15 protein-coding genes are annotated in these 15,903 nt (G+C 61.1%); 5 read left to right on the top strand and 10 right to left on the bottom strand.

Annotated elements, in window-relative coordinates; all coding sequences use genetic code 11:
• Positions 1-3: 3 nt before the first annotated feature.
• The 8 genes from BBJ66_RS07290 to epmA form a co-directional block, all read right to left on the bottom strand.
• On the bottom strand, positions 4-1,182 hold the full coding sequence (locus tag BBJ66_RS07290) for a glycosyltransferase family 4 protein (protein ID WP_071085966.1): 1,179 nt from the start codon (positions 1,180-1,182) through the stop codon (positions 4-6).
• Positions 1,183-1,232: 50 nt separating this feature from the next.
• Entirely contained in the window at positions 1,233-3,713 is a 2,481-nt protein-coding gene (locus BBJ66_RS07285; protein ID WP_071085964.1) for a glycoside hydrolase family 2 protein, read from the bottom strand.
• Positions 3,714-3,729: 16 nt separating this feature from the next.
• Positions 3,730-4,710, bottom strand: a complete 981-nt coding sequence (locus BBJ66_RS07280) for a DUF1839 family protein (RefSeq protein ID WP_190238073.1) — start codon at positions 4,708-4,710, stop codon at positions 3,730-3,732.
• The gene (locus BBJ66_RS07275; protein WP_049733350.1) at positions 4,701-5,609 is read right to left on the bottom strand and encodes an amino acid--[acyl-carrier-protein] ligase; all 909 of its coding nucleotides are present in this window, start codon (positions 5,607-5,609) and stop codon (positions 4,701-4,703) included. Before BBJ66_RS07275 ends, BBJ66_RS07280 begins: the two co-directional genes overlap by 10 nt.
• Before the next feature lie 4 nt (positions 5,610-5,613).
• A complete protein-coding gene (locus tag BBJ66_RS07270; RefSeq protein ID WP_049733349.1) occupies positions 5,614-6,795 on the bottom strand; it encodes an acyl-CoA dehydrogenase family protein in 1,182 nt (393 codons plus the stop codon).
• Positions 6,795-7,046, bottom strand: coding sequence for an acyl carrier protein (locus tag BBJ66_RS07265; protein ID WP_012559298.1), 252 nt, complete (start codon positions 7,044-7,046; stop codon positions 6,795-6,797). Before BBJ66_RS07265 ends, BBJ66_RS07270 begins: the two co-directional genes overlap by 1 nt.
• 263 nt (positions 7,047-7,309) lie before the next feature.
• Positions 7,310-8,362, bottom strand: coding sequence for a lysine-2,3-aminomutase-like protein (locus BBJ66_RS07260; RefSeq protein ID WP_071085960.1), 1,053 nt, complete (start codon positions 8,360-8,362; stop codon positions 7,310-7,312).
• Positions 8,359-9,420: an EF-P lysine aminoacylase EpmA gene (gene epmA, locus BBJ66_RS07255; RefSeq protein WP_071085959.1), complete on the bottom strand. Its 1,062-nt coding sequence runs from the start codon at positions 9,418-9,420 to the stop codon at positions 8,359-8,361. Before epmA ends, BBJ66_RS07260 begins: the two co-directional genes overlap by 4 nt.
• A 147-nt stretch (positions 9,421-9,567) precedes the next feature.
• Here epmA and efp point away from each other — a divergent pair, with 147 nt between their 5' ends.
• Complete coding sequence (gene efp, locus BBJ66_RS07250) at positions 9,568-10,137, top strand: elongation factor P (RefSeq protein ID WP_049733346.1); 570 nt, start codon at positions 9,568-9,570, stop codon at positions 10,135-10,137.
• 277 nt (positions 10,138-10,414) lie between these two features.
• Here the strand turns inward: efp and BBJ66_RS07245 are convergent, their stop codons facing one another.
• Positions 10,415-11,089 carry a GntR family transcriptional regulator gene (locus BBJ66_RS07245; RefSeq protein WP_071085956.1) on the bottom strand — a complete coding sequence of 225 codons (675 nt, stop codon included), beginning with the start codon at positions 11,087-11,089 and terminating at the stop codon, positions 10,415-10,417.
• A gap of 145 nt (positions 11,090-11,234) precedes the next feature.
• On the opposite strand from BBJ66_RS07245, the gene BBJ66_RS07240 reads away from it, so the two are divergent.
• The 4 genes from BBJ66_RS07240 to BBJ66_RS07225 all read left to right on the top strand — a co-directional run bounded on the left by BBJ66_RS07240 (position 11,235) and on the right by BBJ66_RS07225 (position 15,008).
• Positions 11,235-12,161 carry a substrate-binding periplasmic protein gene (locus BBJ66_RS07240; protein ID WP_049733344.1) on the top strand — a complete coding sequence of 309 codons (927 nt, stop codon included), beginning with the start codon at positions 11,235-11,237 and terminating at the stop codon, positions 12,159-12,161.
• A gap of 9 nt (positions 12,162-12,170) precedes the next feature.
• Positions 12,171-12,914: an amino acid ABC transporter permease gene (locus BBJ66_RS07235; protein WP_071085954.1), complete on the top strand. Its 744-nt coding sequence runs from the start codon at positions 12,171-12,173 to the stop codon at positions 12,912-12,914.
• A 3-nt stretch (positions 12,915-12,917) separates the two neighbouring features.
• Positions 12,918-13,718, top strand: coding sequence for an amino acid ABC transporter ATP-binding protein (locus BBJ66_RS07230; protein WP_071085952.1), 801 nt, complete (start codon positions 12,918-12,920; stop codon positions 13,716-13,718).
• 93 nt (positions 13,719-13,811) lie between these two features.
• Positions 13,812-15,008, top strand: a complete 1,197-nt coding sequence (locus BBJ66_RS07225) for an NAD(P)/FAD-dependent oxidoreductase (protein ID WP_071085951.1) — start codon at positions 13,812-13,814, stop codon at positions 15,006-15,008.
• A gap of 50 nt (positions 15,009-15,058) precedes the next feature.
• Here the strand turns inward: BBJ66_RS07225 and BBJ66_RS07220 are convergent, their stop codons facing one another.
• Positions 15,059-15,787 (bottom strand): SIS domain-containing protein, encoded by a 729-nt coding sequence (locus BBJ66_RS07220; RefSeq protein WP_071085949.1) that lies wholly within the window; start codon positions 15,785-15,787, stop codon positions 15,059-15,061.
• Between the last annotated feature and the right edge of the window lie 116 nt (positions 15,788-15,903).

Raw genomic sequence — 15,903 nt, 5'->3', positions numbered from 1 at the left:
ACCTTAGCTCGCCTGCATCGCCGCCAGCGCCTGAAGCGCTTTCTCATAGCTGTTCTCAGCGAGGTAGCGCAGCAGGAAGGCGCGCGCCCTCTCCGCCTTCTCCTGCGCGAGCTCGGGCGCGCGGAAGATGTCGCTCAGATGCGCCGCCGCAGCTTGCGGAGAAGGATCCGCCCAGACCGCGCCCTCAAGCCCGGCAAATTCGGGATGGTTATCGACGACCGGAATGAGGGAAGAAGCGACCTGCCATGTATTATCAGGGTCGCAGAAATCCGCCGTGCCTGACCAGGCGGTGGAGATAACCGGCGTGCCCTGCATGATCGCCTCGGCAACCGTCAGCCCGAAACCCTCGGAACGATGCAGCGAAAGATAGGCGTCGGAAGAACGGATGATGCCGTTGATATCGGCATTCGACAGCCTGTCGGTGACGATCCGGATCCTGGCATCACCTGCGACCGAAGCGACCAGCGCGCTGAGGGCTTCATCCTTGTTCACATCGCCGCTGGCCTTCATCAGCAGGAAGGCGCTTGGGGCTTCGGCGGCAAATAGCCTGAAAGCCTCGATCGCGGCCTGCGGATTCTTCCGGTTGATCGACGAGCCGGCGCTGAAGATGAAGCTGACGAGAAAGGCATCCTTCTCGATGCCGAACCTCTCCCGCATGCCGTCCGTCGCCGGGGCCTCGGTCACCGGATGCGGAACGACGATGACCGGCGCCTTGGTGAGTGGCGCAATCGTCCGCCGGGTGAATTCCGATGGCACGAAGATGGCGTTCATATAGCGCATGGCATTGCGCCATTCCGCCGGCACGACTTCGAGTTCCCAGGCGAAATAGCCGATATTGAAGGCGCGGGTAAAATTCGCGACACCCTTCTTCAGGATGGCGCGCGGCAGCATCGGTGGATTGAGGTGCCAGATCCGGCTCCCCGGCAGCTCGGTGGAGAGACGCGACGACATCCATCCGGCAAAGGACTTCTCGTCCGGATGCGTGCTGACGTCGGAGAGGGAAATCGCCCTGCCCGCCTCCGACAAAGCACCGGCGCAGAGCCTTGCCGATTCGCCGACGCCGACAGCCATCGAGAGATAGCCGGCGATTTCCACCGGCTTGCGCGGATTGAAGGCAAGACGCGACCGCGGAATCAGCCGCTGCAGGACATGGGCACGCAAAAAGCGGTATGTCGTTCTCAAATCACGGTCTTTCTCAATGGATGGGCATCATTTTTCGCCGGGAGAGGACGTCAACCCGAGAGCACGACACGATGCGAACTGCCGAGGCTTCTGATTTCGCCTGCGGGCGGAAGATCACCCTCGGTGCCTGGGAGCGCTTGGAGTTTCACGCGCCGCATCGCGCCGGGGGCGAGATGGAACCAGTCGTCGGCGGGCCGATAGCCGTCGACATCGATATGCACCGATTGCGCCAGCCGGTCGGTCCTGAGATCGACGAACCAGTCGTCGCCGTCTCTGCCGAGCGATGCCTCGATGCCGGCATCATGCAACGCCTTCCCCCGTCCGCAGGGAAAGTGGAAGCTTTCCGCCAAAATGGCGCCGTCGGCGAGCGATCGTAAGCGTGCCACGCTGACATCATGCGCCGGCGGCCCGAAACGGAAGGCATAGGTGGTATCGAAAAAGGCGCCGAACAGCGCGGTAGCGGCAAGACGCTCGGTATCCCTTGCCGCCAGCTTGAAGGCCCTGCTGCCGCTGACGACCTGCTGCTTTCCGTCGCGCAGGCAGGCAACCTCCAGCTCCACGTCGAGCGCTGCATCAGTCTCGTTGACGACATGCACGTCGAGACCATTGGTGCCCTCGTCGGTGAACACCGTCTGCACCGGCCGGAAAGCGCGGCGCATCGCATACCAGACCGGCTTCGGCTCGCCGGTGGAATCGATCACCCCCCAGCCGGGGCCGGGCAACAGGTCCTGCAATGTCCAGACGAGCGCACCGTTGCAGGCGGAGCCCTTGCGCCGCCATTCGGCAAAGGTCTCTTCGATCACCTCGCCGGTGACGGCGCGGGAGAGATCGAGATAGCGGTCCGGATCTTCGCGGCGCAGCTGAGCCGGATCGAGGTCGTAGAGAAGCTGCAGGTAGAAGTCGCGGACGTCCTCGAAATCCCACGAGGCGCTGCGGTCGCGCGGCACGCGGGCCTTCCAGAGCGGGCTGTGGACGGCCGGCACGTCGAGATGACGGTGCAATGTCCTTTGTTGCGGCACATGCGCGAAGGCGAGGCTTTCGGAAGCAAACCGCACATCGGCGCGGCGCGCATCGGCAATCGGCCGCATATAGGCGCCAACACCGTAATAATGGGCGATACCGGCATTCGGTGAAAACGGCATCGCCCCGCCATGAGGCGAATTCGGGACATAGGGCACGTCGGGACGCATGCGCGTAGCGATGGCCGGGATGATCTCGTCGGTGACCGGCCCGCTCCAGAATTCCACGGGCAGACCCAGCATCGCCGCCTGCTGATGGATTTCGCTGCCGCCGCAGAGCACCGCCAGCGATGGCGAGGCCTGGACGCCGTGCAGGAATTCCTCGACCTCCGCATGCACGTGGCCGAGAAACGCCTTGTCGTTGCGCGGATAATCGAAATTGGCGAACATGAAATCCTGCCACACGAGCAGGCCGAGTTCGTCGCAAAGCGCAAAGAAATCAGGCGTCTCATAGGCCATGGTGCCGCCGATGCGGATCATGTTCATGCCGGCTTGAGCGGCAAGCCGCAGGAAAGGCTCATAATCCGCCCGCCCGCCCGGCAGACGCGCAATATCGGCCGTCGTCCACACCGCGCCGCGGCAGAAGACGCGTTCGCCGTTGACGGTGAGCGCGAAATCGTCGCCATCGGCGCCGCGCTCGACCTCGATCCGCCGGAAGCCGGTCGTGCCGAGCGGATACTCCACGCCGTCAGAAACGAGCGTCAGCTCATAGAGACGCGGAGCGCCGTGCGTGTGCGGCCACCAGGGTTCGATGTCGGAAAGCTTGAGAATAGAAGAGTAATGATTGTCGCCGATCTTCTCGAAAGGCTGCTCCATGCCGCCGCAGCGCAGCAGCATCTCGGGATGCTCGGCATTGCTGTGCAGGGAGACGCTGAGACGGCCGGCGCCATTCTCGTCCAACACGGCGCGGATGGCGACACTGTCGATGGAGAGGGGATTGCGCCGCACCAGCGAAATCGGCCGCCATGGCCCGACCGCATGGATATCAGGGCACCAGCCCGGCATATGGCCGAGCAGCGTCGTGCGGAAATTCTTCAGCCCCGCCGGCGTTATCATCTGCGGCCGCCAGCGTGCACGCGGGCCGGGCTCCGACAGGCGGGGGCCGAGCGCCCGGAAGCAGAGCGCCAGCTCGTCGCCGCCCGTAAGCGTCACCGGGATTTCATGCGCCGTGAACATGCTCTCGGAAAACAGGATTTCCTGGCCGTTGAGGAAGACATGGCAAAGTGTGGCCAGCCCTGAAAAACGCAGGATCGCCTCACCGGGCTCGGCATCGAACAGCCGGCAGAGGTACCAGGCATCCCTGGTGTTCAGCGGCTCTGGATTTTCCCGATCGAACAGCCCGGCTTTTTCGAGCGCGGCGGCAACGGTGCCGGGAACGGGTGCGGGAATGAATTGCGCGGAAAGATGAATATCATGCGGCAGGGCGCAGGCGCCCGGCTCCGTCAGGATCAGGTTCCAGCCTTCGGAAAGCAGGCTTTCCTCGGCACCGATGCTTGCCAAACGCCCCCGCATGGTCAGATCTCCGGCCTCAGATTCGCTCCGCAAGCGATGTCATCATGGAATCCCATGCATCGGCGGCCGGATCAAGGGCTGCCTGCAGCGGCTCGAACTTCTTGCGGGCGATGGCGCGGGCAAGCTGGAACTGCACCGATTTCGCCGCGTCCGAAATGCGCCTGGCATGCTCGGCGGCGGCGGCGAATTCACCTGGCGAAAGCCAGACAAGGTAATCCGCCGCCAGCTCGAAATTGGCGCCCACCTGGCGAAGCGTGTTGAAGGCATATTTGTGGAAGAAGCCGAACGGCCGTTCCGCCACCGCTTCCACCTGCTGGGGAAAGACCGCCGCGAAAGCGCGGATCGGATTTTCGCGGGGACGCCTGGTGAAATGAAAGCCGGCAAGCCGCCGTGCGGTCGCGCGCAGATGCGCTTCATCAGCGGGCTTTTCCGGAAACCGCGCAAATTCCGTATAGGGAAGGAACGGCGGCTCGTTCTCCGTCAGCTGCGACTGGAACAGCCCGTCGAAATCCTCGCCTTCGAGGCGGAAATAGCCGGCATTGTGGAAATAATCGACGCGCCTGGCCGCAATGTCCAGCCGGTTGATCGCAACCGTCGTCTTGCCGTGTTCCTGGCGGTAGGCGGTGCCGCGCGTATCCGGCATGTAGAAGGAATCCATCTCGATCAGGCAGAGACGGCCCCGCGCGATCTGCACGTCGACATGGCGTTCGACACGGTCATAGATCGCAAGTTCGGTGGCGCGAATACCGTAAAGGGCTTCGAGATCTTCGAGAGGCACCTTGAAGAAGGTGAACTGGTCGCCTTCGAAATCCTGGCTCAGGGTGAAACCGAGCATCGCCTCGGGCGCAACACCCGATGTCGCCAGCACCTCGATCCAGAGATCGACATAGCAATTGGTTTCCGGCCAGGCGCGCTCGCCGGAATGCAGCGCATGCTGACGATACGTTTCCGGGTCGATTCCCGAAAATACCGATGTCATCGACCGGCTCACCCCCACAGCGTTTTCCGCACGCTGGCTGGCCACTGCTTCACATCGAGGCCGTGATGGTGGAAGAGGGCAAGCGCGATGCGCTCTAGCCCGAAGCCGACGCAGGCGGTGTGCGCCACGCTGCCGTCTTCGAGGTTCAGACCCCACTTCAGGCCGAATGAATCCTGATGGTAGTTGAAGCTCATGCAGGCGGTCGGATTGGCCGTCGAGGTGATCGGGATCAGCAGCTCGAACTTCAGGTTCTGGTCGCGCTGATTGTTGACCATCATCTTGCCGGCACGGCCGAAGAACGGGTCGTTGGCAACGTCAATGGTCACATCGAGGCCGAGCTGCTTCATCATTTCGACACCGCGATCCATCCATGTCTGACGGAAATCGGTGACGTGCTGCTCCGTGCCCATGCAGACATATTCACGCATGCGGAACAGCTGCTGGCGGGCGGGATCCTTCGAAGGCTCGTGGCGGAAGCAATAGGACTGCAGATCGAAGAGGCCGCCCGTCTTCGGCAGGTTGCCGCGCTTGGCGACCGTCGGATAGAGCGGGTAGCAGGCGGCCGGCGTCAGCACGATATCGGTCGCCTTCTGGTCCTTGGTCCAGTCGTCGCCGACTTCCATGCACTGCAGCAGGCTCATATGGTCGAGCTCGCTGCCGCAGAAACTATGCACCGTGCCGGCGAGCTGCGGGAAGCTCTTCATGTAACCGCTCTTTTCGAAGAGCGCGACGTTCATGCCGGGCGGGAAACGCATCGCCTCGGCGCCGTCGGCGCCGCCGAACGTGTCGATCAGCCGTTCGAAAGCAGTAATGACATCTTCGAACTGGCCGCTGCGGCCGTAAAGACCGTCAACGCCGGTATCGATCAGCAGGCCGGACTCGAAGAGCCGGTCGAGAAACGAGGTCTGCATATCCATGGCTTTACCCCAGTAGGCTAGTGTCCTGCTTGTGGACGAGAAGCATGCTCGACGTATTGCCGAGGATGCGGTCGTTCGAGATCATCAGCTGCGCGGAATGCGCGTCGCGCAGATGGCGTCCGAGGCTGAAGGGCGTGCCGTTCTTGTAGCCCATGATGCCGCAGATCAGCATGGCATGGTTGACGATCTCCAGGATCGTCTCGGACGAGGCGATCTTGACGTTGTTCATCGCCACGGCAAAGCCCATCGAGGACAGCCTGTCGACATCGATCTTGGCATCCTCATAGGCCTTCAGGCCGGCAACCACGTTGGATTTGACCATCTGCAGCAGGTTCGAAACTTCGGCCAGCCGCAGCGCGCCCGGCGGCGGGGCATCCGGCGCCTTGCGGGCGGCGGCGCGCACGAAGGCCTGGGCGCGCGCCACGGCGTCGACCGCGATGCCGTACCAGACGCCGCTCCACAACAGGTGCGAGGAGGCGAGCATGGATTGCGCCGCGATCTCGGCGAAAGGCTTCGGCAGGATCTGATGCGCCGGCGCCTGCGCTTTGAAGAGGAAGCCGTCGGAACAGGTGCCGCGCATGCCGAGCGTATTCCAGGCATGCGTCTTCTCGAGCGTGTACTGATCCTTGAGGAAGGCCGTCAGCACCTGATCGGAGGAAGCCGCCTGCGCGTGGGCTCGCGAGGTGATGAGGATGGCATCGGCATGCGAGCCGTAGGAAATGACGGTCGCATCCTTTTCGAGCCGGCAGATATCGCCATCGACGTCGACCGCGCAAATGCTGTTGCGCAGGTTTCCGCCGATGCCGCCCTCGGTGGTGGCGGAGGCGATCAGCAGCTGTTCGGCGGCGATGCGGCGCATGAAGTCGCGATGCCATTCGCTGTCGGCGCCGTGTTCGACGAGGCTCGACAGCTTGATGTGATGCATGGCGAAGACCATGGCGCTTGCGGCGCAGGCCTGGCCGAGCATCGAGCACAATTCGGCGATCTCGGTGATCGAGGCGGACTCGCCGCCGAGATGGCGCTGCACCTGGATGCCGAGCAGCCTCTCGGCCTTCATCGCATCCACGGCTTCGCGGGGGAAACGGCCTTCGACATCGACGGCATCGGCGTGTTTGGCGGCGATTTCAGCGACGCGGGCGACCCTTGCGACAAGACCGTCCTGCATGATCTTGACGGGGAAATTCATCAGGCGACCTTCCGGCTGTCCCGGATGAGATCGACCGTCCTGGCGATGGCCGAGATGCTCGCGAAGGATTTGCGGTTCAGGAGATTGTCGGGAAACTCGATGTCGAACGCCTCTTCGATGCCGAGCATCAGCTGCACTGAGGCAAAGGACGTCAGACCCGCCGCATAAAGATCGGCATCGTCGGCGACCTGGTCGATCGACGCAGGAAGCTTGCCGAATTTGGCTACGAGGTCGCGGATTGTCTTATTCATCCCATCACTCCAAGATTCTCATGATCCCGAACCGGCGTTCATCGCCTTGTCATGAGCGTTCTTTTAGTGCGGAAAACAGAAAATTCCGCTAATTTATAGCGTTAAAGATGATTAAGGCTCACAGTTAGAATTTTATCGACAATTCCAGTGCAGACAATAATATATATTTTATATCAGCTACTTACCGCTGAATTAACCGCCACGCTCGTTGCCTTTTCCGGCACAGCGAGTACAGAAATGACACGGGAAAGCACCGTTTTGCCTCAGCCGGCCGGCGGATAGGAATGCTCGTCGCCGCGATAGTCCGAGACGGAATAACATCCTTCCCCCTTGGACCGGACGGCGCTGCCGCTGACGACCGCCTTGCCGTAACCGCCCGGGATATCGAGAATGTAGGTCGGCTGGCAGAGCCCGGAAATCCGCCCGCGCAGCGCCGCGACGATCCTCTGCCCCTCCTCGATCGTCAATCGGAAATGGCCGGTGCCGGGCGCCAGATCGGGATGATGCAGGTAATAGGGTTTGACGCGGATTTCGACGAAAGCCTTCATCAGCGCCGCAAGCACGTCCGGATCGTCGTTGACGCCCTTCAGCAATACGGACTGGCTGACCATCGCAATGCCGGCATCGACAAGACGGGCGCAGGCGGCACGCGCTTCCGGCCCCAGCTCTTTGACATGATTGGCATGCAGCGCCACATAGACCGTCTTGCCGCTCGCCTTCAGCGCGGCGATCAATGCCGTGTCGATTTTCCCAGGATCGACGACGGGTACACGTGTGTGGAATCGCACGATCTTCACATGCGCGATGTCCGCCAGCGCCTCCATGATCTCATGGAGACGGCGCGGAGACAGCACCAGCGGATCGCCGCCGGTGAGGATGACCTCCCAGATTTCCTCGTGACCTCTGATATAGTCGAAAGCCGCCTGCATCGCGGCGGCATCGAGCGTGCCGAGACCCTGCGGCCCGACCATTTCGCGGCGGAAGCAGAAGCGGCAATAGACCGGGCAGACATGCACGGCCTTCAGCAGAACCCGATCGGGATAGCGGTGAACGATGCCTTCGACCGGGCTGTGGGCATGATCGCCGATCGGATCGGCGCGTTCTTCGCTGAAGACCGTGAGTTCGGCGGCATCGGGCACGAACTGCCGCGCGATCGGATCATCCGGATCGGCGCGATCGATCAGCTTGATCATCGCGGGCGTCAGGGCGATCGCGTAGCGCGCGGCAACCTCCTCCAGCGCCAGGCGATCGGCCGGCGCAATCAGCCCTGCCATCACCAGATCATCGACGCTCTTGATCGGTTTGACGGCATTCATCGTCCATACTCCGCAACCGGCGCCCAGAGCACCTGATCGATGCGCGAGGCCCCCGTCGCCAGCATCACCAGCCGGTCGAAACCGAGCGCGATGCCGCTTGCCTCGGGCATCAGCGACAGTGCGGCCAGGAAATCCTCGTCGAGCGGATAGGTCTCGCCGTAGACACGCGCCTTCTCGGCCATCTCGATCTCAAACCGCCGGCGCTGTTCGGCCGCATTGGTGAGTTCGCCGAAGCCGTTGGCGAGTTCGACGCCGCAGGCATAGAGTTCGAAACGCTCGGCAACCCTGGGGTCGCGCATCGAGGGGCGCGCAAGCGCTGCCTCCGAAACCGGGTATTCGTCAAGGATGGTGATGCGGCCGAAGCCGAGATGCGGCTCGATCTTCTCGACCAGCACCCGGCTGAACAGATCGGCCCAGCCATCGTCATCGGCAACACGCATGCCGACGTGCTTCATCTCGGCGGCCAGATGATCGCGATCGGTCGAACCGTTGGCGGCGACCGAGGTGAGAAGATCGATGCCGGCATGGCGCTCGAACGCTTCGGCAACGCTGACCCGCTCCGGGCCGGCGAAAGGATCGGTCTCGCCGCCGCGATAGGCAAGCTTTTCGGTCTTTGCCGTCTCGGCCGCGAGCGCCAGGATCCGCACGCAGTCCATCATCAGGCTCTCGTAGCTTTCGCCGGCCCGATACCATTCGAGCATGGTGAATTCGGGATGGTGCAGCGGCCCGCGCTCGCGGTTGCGATAGACATGGGCGAAACACGAGATGCGTTCTTCGCCCGCCGCAAGCAGCTTCTTGCAGGCGAATTCCGGCGAAGTGTGCAGATAGAAGGGCGCCTTTTGCCCATCCGTCGTCAGCGCTTCCGTGGCGAAGGCATGCAGATGCGCCTCGTTGCCGGGGGAGATCTGCAGCACCGCCGTATCCACCTCGATGAAATCCTCGCGCGCGAAAAACCCGCGCAATGCCGCCTGGATCGCATTGCGCCCGATCAGGAACGGGCGGCGATCGGCATGCACGGACGGGGTCCACCAGGGGGACGCTTTCGCCGAAGAGTTCATTCCAAGCTTTCTTCGCCGGAGAAGCCGGTATGGGGATGGCTATTTCCCGGATTTTAGGTTAGTTGCGCCCCAAAGAAAAATATTTGCGTCTCAGAGGCGTCTCGACAGTCATCTACGACGCCGAAAGCCGAGTTACAAGGAAGTCTTATGGTCAAGGTCATCGCCTCTTCGGTCCGCAAGGGCAACGTTCTCGATGTCGACGGCAAGCTCTACGTCGTTCTCACCGCCCAGAACTTTCACCCTGGCAAAGGCACGCCGGTCACCCAGGTCGACATGCGCCGCATCGTCGACGGCGTGAAGGTCTCCGAACGCTGGCGCACCACCGAACAGGTCGAACGCGCCTTCGTCGAGGACGTCTCCTTCCAGTATCTCTATGAAGACGGCGAAGGCTTCCACTTCATGAACCCGGGTAACTACGATCAGGTCGTGGTCGATGTCGAAACCATGGGCGATCAGAAGGCCTATCTGCAGGAAGGCATGTCCTGCATCCTGTCGATCCATGAAGGCATTCCGCTGGCGCTCGAACTGCCGCGCCACGTCACGCTCGAAATCACCGAGACCGAACCGGTCGTCAAAGGCCAGACGGCATCCTCTTCCTACAAGCCGGCCATGCTCTCCAACGGCATCCGTACATCGGTGCCGCCGCACATCAATGCCGGCACCCGCGTCGTCATCGCAACGGAAGACAATTCTTACGTCGAGCGCGCCAAGGATTGATCCCGGGTTCATTCCATTCGGGAGGCCGGCCCACGCCGGCCCCTCACCAAGATGTAGAATTCGGGCAGCGGTCGATGTCGCATCAACTCGGGCCCTGCGATTGTTTCGGACGTCTCATTTTGCCGGAAATATCTTCGTACAGCTAAAGCTGCACCCAATTCCTGGAGCATGTCGCGCAAAAGTGCGCAGCGGTTTTGCGATAACGACATGCAAGAAAATAAAGACCTAAAGCGCGACAAGCGAATCTGAAAGATCGCGACGCGCTTTAGATCCGAATTCAGATCACCTTTCGGACCTCGCTCTCGAAGCTCATGACATGAGCCATTGCGACCCTTTCAGCCTCATCTGCGTCACCTCTGCATACGGCCTCAAGCATGAGGACCTGATCATGCAAGACGTCCTCAAGACGCGGTACCAGCGTCGGAAACCGTTTCATGGCGACGTAAAGGATCCTCAGCGACAGATTGTGGTAGTGATCCAGCGTATCGAACAGGAAAGGGTTCTTGGCCACTTTGTAGATGAAGCGGTGAACCCGGCGATCTAGGGCAAGGATGTCTTCCAGCGCCATCGGACCGGTTGTCTGCTTGAGCTCATCGATCAGTTGCCGCGCTTCTTGCCGCTCGAACTCGCGCAGCCTTTCCGCAGCCAGTCGCGTCGCCCAGGATTCGATCCGTGCTCGTGCCTCATAAACGGCAGTAAGATCATTGATATCGATCTTGCTGACAAATGTGCCGCGCCGCGCGCTGACGACGACGAAACCGTCATATTGCAGACGCTGAAGCGCCTCCCGGACCGGCGTGCGTCCGACTTCCATGCGTTTCATAAGCTCGGCCTCCCGCAGAAGCGTGCCCGGAGGAAGCAGTGTCGTAATGATGTCGTCGCGCAGCCGAATGTATGTCCGCTCCGCCAGCGTTGATTCAGCCGCTTCGTACTCCGCCTCGAATACCGACATATTCAGCGCATTCCTCTCTCTGTCCATTTCCGCATAGCCAAACACTGCTCCGCCTAAAAAAACGCTCAACGAATCTGCTTGACTTCATATAGTGTCGGCATATCTTCAATATATCAGCAATATATAACCACAAAGAGGGGTTCAAATGAAACGTGCTGAATTGACGAAAAAATCGCAGGCGAATGGGATCGTTGCCTTGGCGATCCTGGGTTTGGGACTGTTCGCGACGGCCGTGCCGTCCGCGGCCAATGCCGACGATCTGGAGCTGATGAAACCAGGCGCGCTCGTCGTTACGGTCCAGCCCTACATGCCCTATACGGCGGTCAAGGATGGGAAGCTCGTCGGCCTCGACAGCGACATCCTGACAGCCATCGCCGATAAGCTCGGCCTCAAGATCGAAATCAACGTCACCGATTTTCCAGGCATGCTGGCTTCCGTCCAGACACAGCGGGCTGATATAACCATCGGCGGAATCGCATGGTCCGACGCTCGCCAGAAAGTCGGCCTGTTCACGGACCCGCCATATTATTCGCCGCCGGCCATGGCCGTAAGCGGCACGGCGAGCTTTCCCGATGTTGCGAGCCTGGAAGGCAAGAACCTCGGTACCGTCACCGGCTATGTCTGGGCGAAATCCATCGCGCAGGTCCCGAACGCATCACCCCATACATTCCCGAGCGCCGACAGTGTGTTCCAGGATATTTCTGCCGGGCGCCTCGACGTCGGTTTTCTCGATCCGCTGCTGATCACCTATCAACAGCAGCAGCGCCCCGACATGAAGGTCCGCATCGAATATCTGCAGCCGCCGACAGACGAGCAGGTCGCCGCGCACCCCGATTACAAATATTTTCAAGCCTATATGACCGGATTCTACCTTCCAAAACAGTCGCCGAAGCTGACCAAGGCTGTTTCCGATCAGATTGACGGCATGTACAAGGATGGGTCCCTTGCGGCTTTGATCACGAAATGGGGCGGCGATCCCCAGCAGTTCTTGGTCCCATCGCCCGAGATGGCGGCACAGCGGCGCGGCGTTGACCGTCCCGCCGACTGGAACCCGCCTTCCATCGCGAAGTGAGATCGAAGCATGACGGCGTTGTCATCCTTCACCGATATGTTCCAGGTTCCCTGGACCGACTACATCGGAAACATTGCCGGGGGTCTGCTCAAGACCCTCGGCTACACCATGGCGAGCTTCGTCGGCGCGACGATCCTTGGTCTTGCACTTGCATTGATGCGGCTCAACCGGCTCCGGCTGGTTAGCGTCCCCGCGGCGCTCTATACGGAGCTTTTTAAAAACGTACCGCTCCTTGCGATCATTTTCCTCACCTACTTCGGCCTGCCTTCCGTAGGCATCAGACTGGAGGTTTTCGAGGCTGGCGTGTTGAGCTTGGTACTCTTCTACGCGGCTTACCTGTCCGAGATCTTTCGGGCAGCTATCGCCGGCGTACACCGGGGACAGCAGGAGGCGTCTCAAGCTCTCGGGTTAGGGCGCGGCAAAACTTTCACCCATGTCGTTCTGCCGCAGGCGGTGCGGCTGGCGCTTCCCGGTACGAACACCATGTTCGTCGACCTGATCAAGTCGACCTCGCTGCTTGTGACAATCTCGGCTGCCGAGCTGATGACGCAGGCACAGCTGATAGCCTCGGAAACGTTCCGAGCGCTGGAAGTGTATCTCGTGATCTCGGCCGTTTATTTCGTTATCTGCTACCCGGTGTCACAATGTCTGCTTCTGCTCGAGCGCAAGATCCACGCGGGTGTGCCACTGTCATTGGCCAGACGGCGTCGGCTCAAATTGGCCAGGACCTATCTCGCCCAGGGGAAAGTCTGACCCATGACCACCACTCCTGCCAAAACTGCCTTCATGTCAGAGCAGCCGGTCGGTCGCCCTGCCGTTAAAATTAGCGGATTGCGCAAGTCTTTTGATGGGCGCCTGGTGCTTGACCGCGTCGACCTCGATGTTCCGGCCGGGAAAATCGTCAGCATCATTGGTCAGAGCGGTGGAGGAAAGACCACCCTCATGCGCTGCGTCAATTTGCTTGAGCGTCCCGATCAGGGAACGATCACCGTCGGCGATGAGACGATCTTCACTGACGGCAAAGTAACCTGCCGCAACCTTGCAAAGCTTCGGCAACGCGTCGGCATGGTGTTTCAGCGTTTCAATCTGTTCCCGCACCTGACTGCTGTGGAAAACGTCATTCTCGCTCAGATGCAAGCGGCCGGGATTGCTGAGAGACAGGCTGTGGAACGGGCCGTGAAACTTCTGACCAGAGTGGGGCTTGCCAAACGGGCGATGGCTTATCCGGAACAGATGTCGGGCGGCGAGCAGCAGCGTGTGGCGATCGCACGCGCTCTGGCGCTGGAACCAACGGTGTTGCTATTCGACGAGCCGACATCGGCGCTCGATCCTGAATCGACCGGTGAAGTTCTCCGCGTCATGCGGGAATTGGCTGCCGACGGCATGACGATGATCCTGGTCACCCACGAGCTGCCCTTTGCGAAAGAGGTGTCGGACTGGGTCGTGTTCATCGATGGCGGTCTTATCATCGAGCAGGGAACTGCCGCAGATGTGCTTGACCGTCCAACGGAAGCACGCACGGCTGCCTATGTCGCGCGCTACGCTTCCCCAGGCTAGCCTTGATTGGCCAGAACCGCTCCGGCAGCGCATGGCGCCGCGGCAGGGTCCGGTCGGCATCAGGCCTCCTTCTCTAAGGTAAACATATATCTGATGAACAAGCTCACAACAGATATCGCCGTCATCGGCGGCGGTGTGATCGGCGTGGCGACCGCTCTGCGGCTGCGTGCCGACGGTCGCGATGTCGTGCTGATCGAACCGAACAAACCCGGTTCGGGCGCATCTTACGGCAATGCCGGAACGATCGCCGATTATGCGATCATTCCCGTCGGCACGCCCGCTGTCCTTAAAAACCTGGCCGCGCTGCTTCTCAATTCCGACAGCCCCTTATCCATCCGCAAGGCCGCTTTGCCGACGTTGTTTCCATGGCTGGTGCGTTTTGCCTACGAATCCCTCCCGCACAGATACAGAGACAATGCGAGCCGCATAGCCAACCTTCTGTCCGACGCTTCATCACAGTGGCTCGAATTCGCAGCAGAGATCGGCGCATCCGATCTTTTAAGTGCGAAGGGATGCCTCTACCTCTACCAAACACCTGAGGCCTTCAAGACGGCCGCTTCGGATGTCGAGCTTCGCCGAAACTACGGGATAGCGCAGCAGCTTCTCACCCCTGACGAGGTGCAAAGCCTCGAGCCCCGGCTGCCGCAGGTCCATGGCGGAGGGCTTTTCTTTCCGAAGGCGATAAACTTCACCGATCCCGGCGAGCTCATGAGCGTGATGGAAGCCGCCGCCAGACAAGCGGGGGTCGAGTTCGTCCGAGACTCCGTGACGACTATTTCGCGTGAGCGGAATGGAGTGAGGATGCTGGCTTCGGTCCACAGCATTCATGCCCGAGCAGCGGTGATCGCCGCCGGGGCACATTCCCGCGGGCTGGCCCTGCAACTGGGTGAGCGGGTACTGTTGGACACCGAGCGGGGTTATCATCTCGAGTTCGATATGGAAACACTGCCGGTGGAACGACCGGTATGCCCGACGCATCATGGATTTTACTTCTGCCCGATGCGTGGCCGCTTGCGCGTCGCCGGCACCGTGGAGCTCGGAGGCATTACCGCTCCGTCGAACCCAAGGCGCCTTGAACTGTTGCTCGCAAATGCGCGCAGGATTTTCCCAACGCTTGGTGAACCAAGTCGGAGCTGGATGGGCTTCCGCCCTTCCATGCCCGATTCCGTTCCCGTTATCCGGCCTTCAAAAGGAGGAAGGGAGGTCGTGTTTGCTTTTGGACACGGGCATATCGGTTTGACGCTGGCACCGCAGACTGCCCGGATGGTCAGCTCCATTCTCGCCGCTTGATCGCGTCATGAACCGTGCTTGCGACAGCGGCAGGCCTTTTATCCGCTCTCTCAGAGATGCGGGTTGCGCGGCCGGTATTTCTTGACGAGCTTCTGGTTGATCTCGGCGGCACCCGGCATGTTGGCGCTGAGATAGACCGGCGCATCGCCGGATTTCGACAGCTCCGAGGCGACTTCGGCGAAGATCGCATTGATGACCGTCACCCCGACCGCCGTCGAGACCGGCCCAACCCGAAGCCCGGTGCCTTCAAGCTCGACAACAGCGTCGCCCGGCGGTAGCCCATTGTCGAGCACGATATCGGCGACCTCGGAAAGCCGCCGGCGGCCATTGGCGATCGCCGAGGAATAGGCGATCGAGGTGATGGCGATCACTTTCGCGCCGATTTCATGCGCAAAGTCGGCGGCCTCGATCGGCGCGGCGTTCACGCCAGAATTGGAGGCGATAATGATGACATCACCCGGCTGCATGCCGTAGCGCTCCAGCATTGGCCGCACCAGGCCCTGGGTCCGTTCATAGACCGAGCTGATGACCGCTCCCTCGTGCAGCATCGCCGAGCCGACGAGCACCGGCACGGTGAAGGCCAGCCCGCCGGCGCGATAGTGCACCTCTTCCGCCAGCATATGCGAATGGCCGGTGCCGAAGACATAGACGCGCTTGTCGCCACGGGCCGCATCGAGGATCACCGACGCTGCCTGCGCCATCGGCTCGGCAAGTGCCTGCTTCAACGTCTCCAGCCGACCGATCAGATTGGAAAAGTAGGCATCGGTGATATCAGTCATGCCACGTCTCCTAAAGCAATTCCAGGAAAAGTGCGAAGCGGTTTTCCGTCCGGAATTGCGTAAAAGCAAAAGGTTAGAGCGGTTCTGCGCTTCGTTGAAAGCTGAACCGCTCCTGG

It is taken from the genome of Rhizobium sp. RSm-3, from assembly GCF_001854685.1.
Classification (GTDB): Bacteria; Pseudomonadota; Alphaproteobacteria; order Rhizobiales; family Rhizobiaceae; genus Rhizobium; species Rhizobium ecuadorense.
Note: the sequence above shows the minus strand (reverse complement) of the source record. Positions and strands in the feature narration are given on the sequence as shown.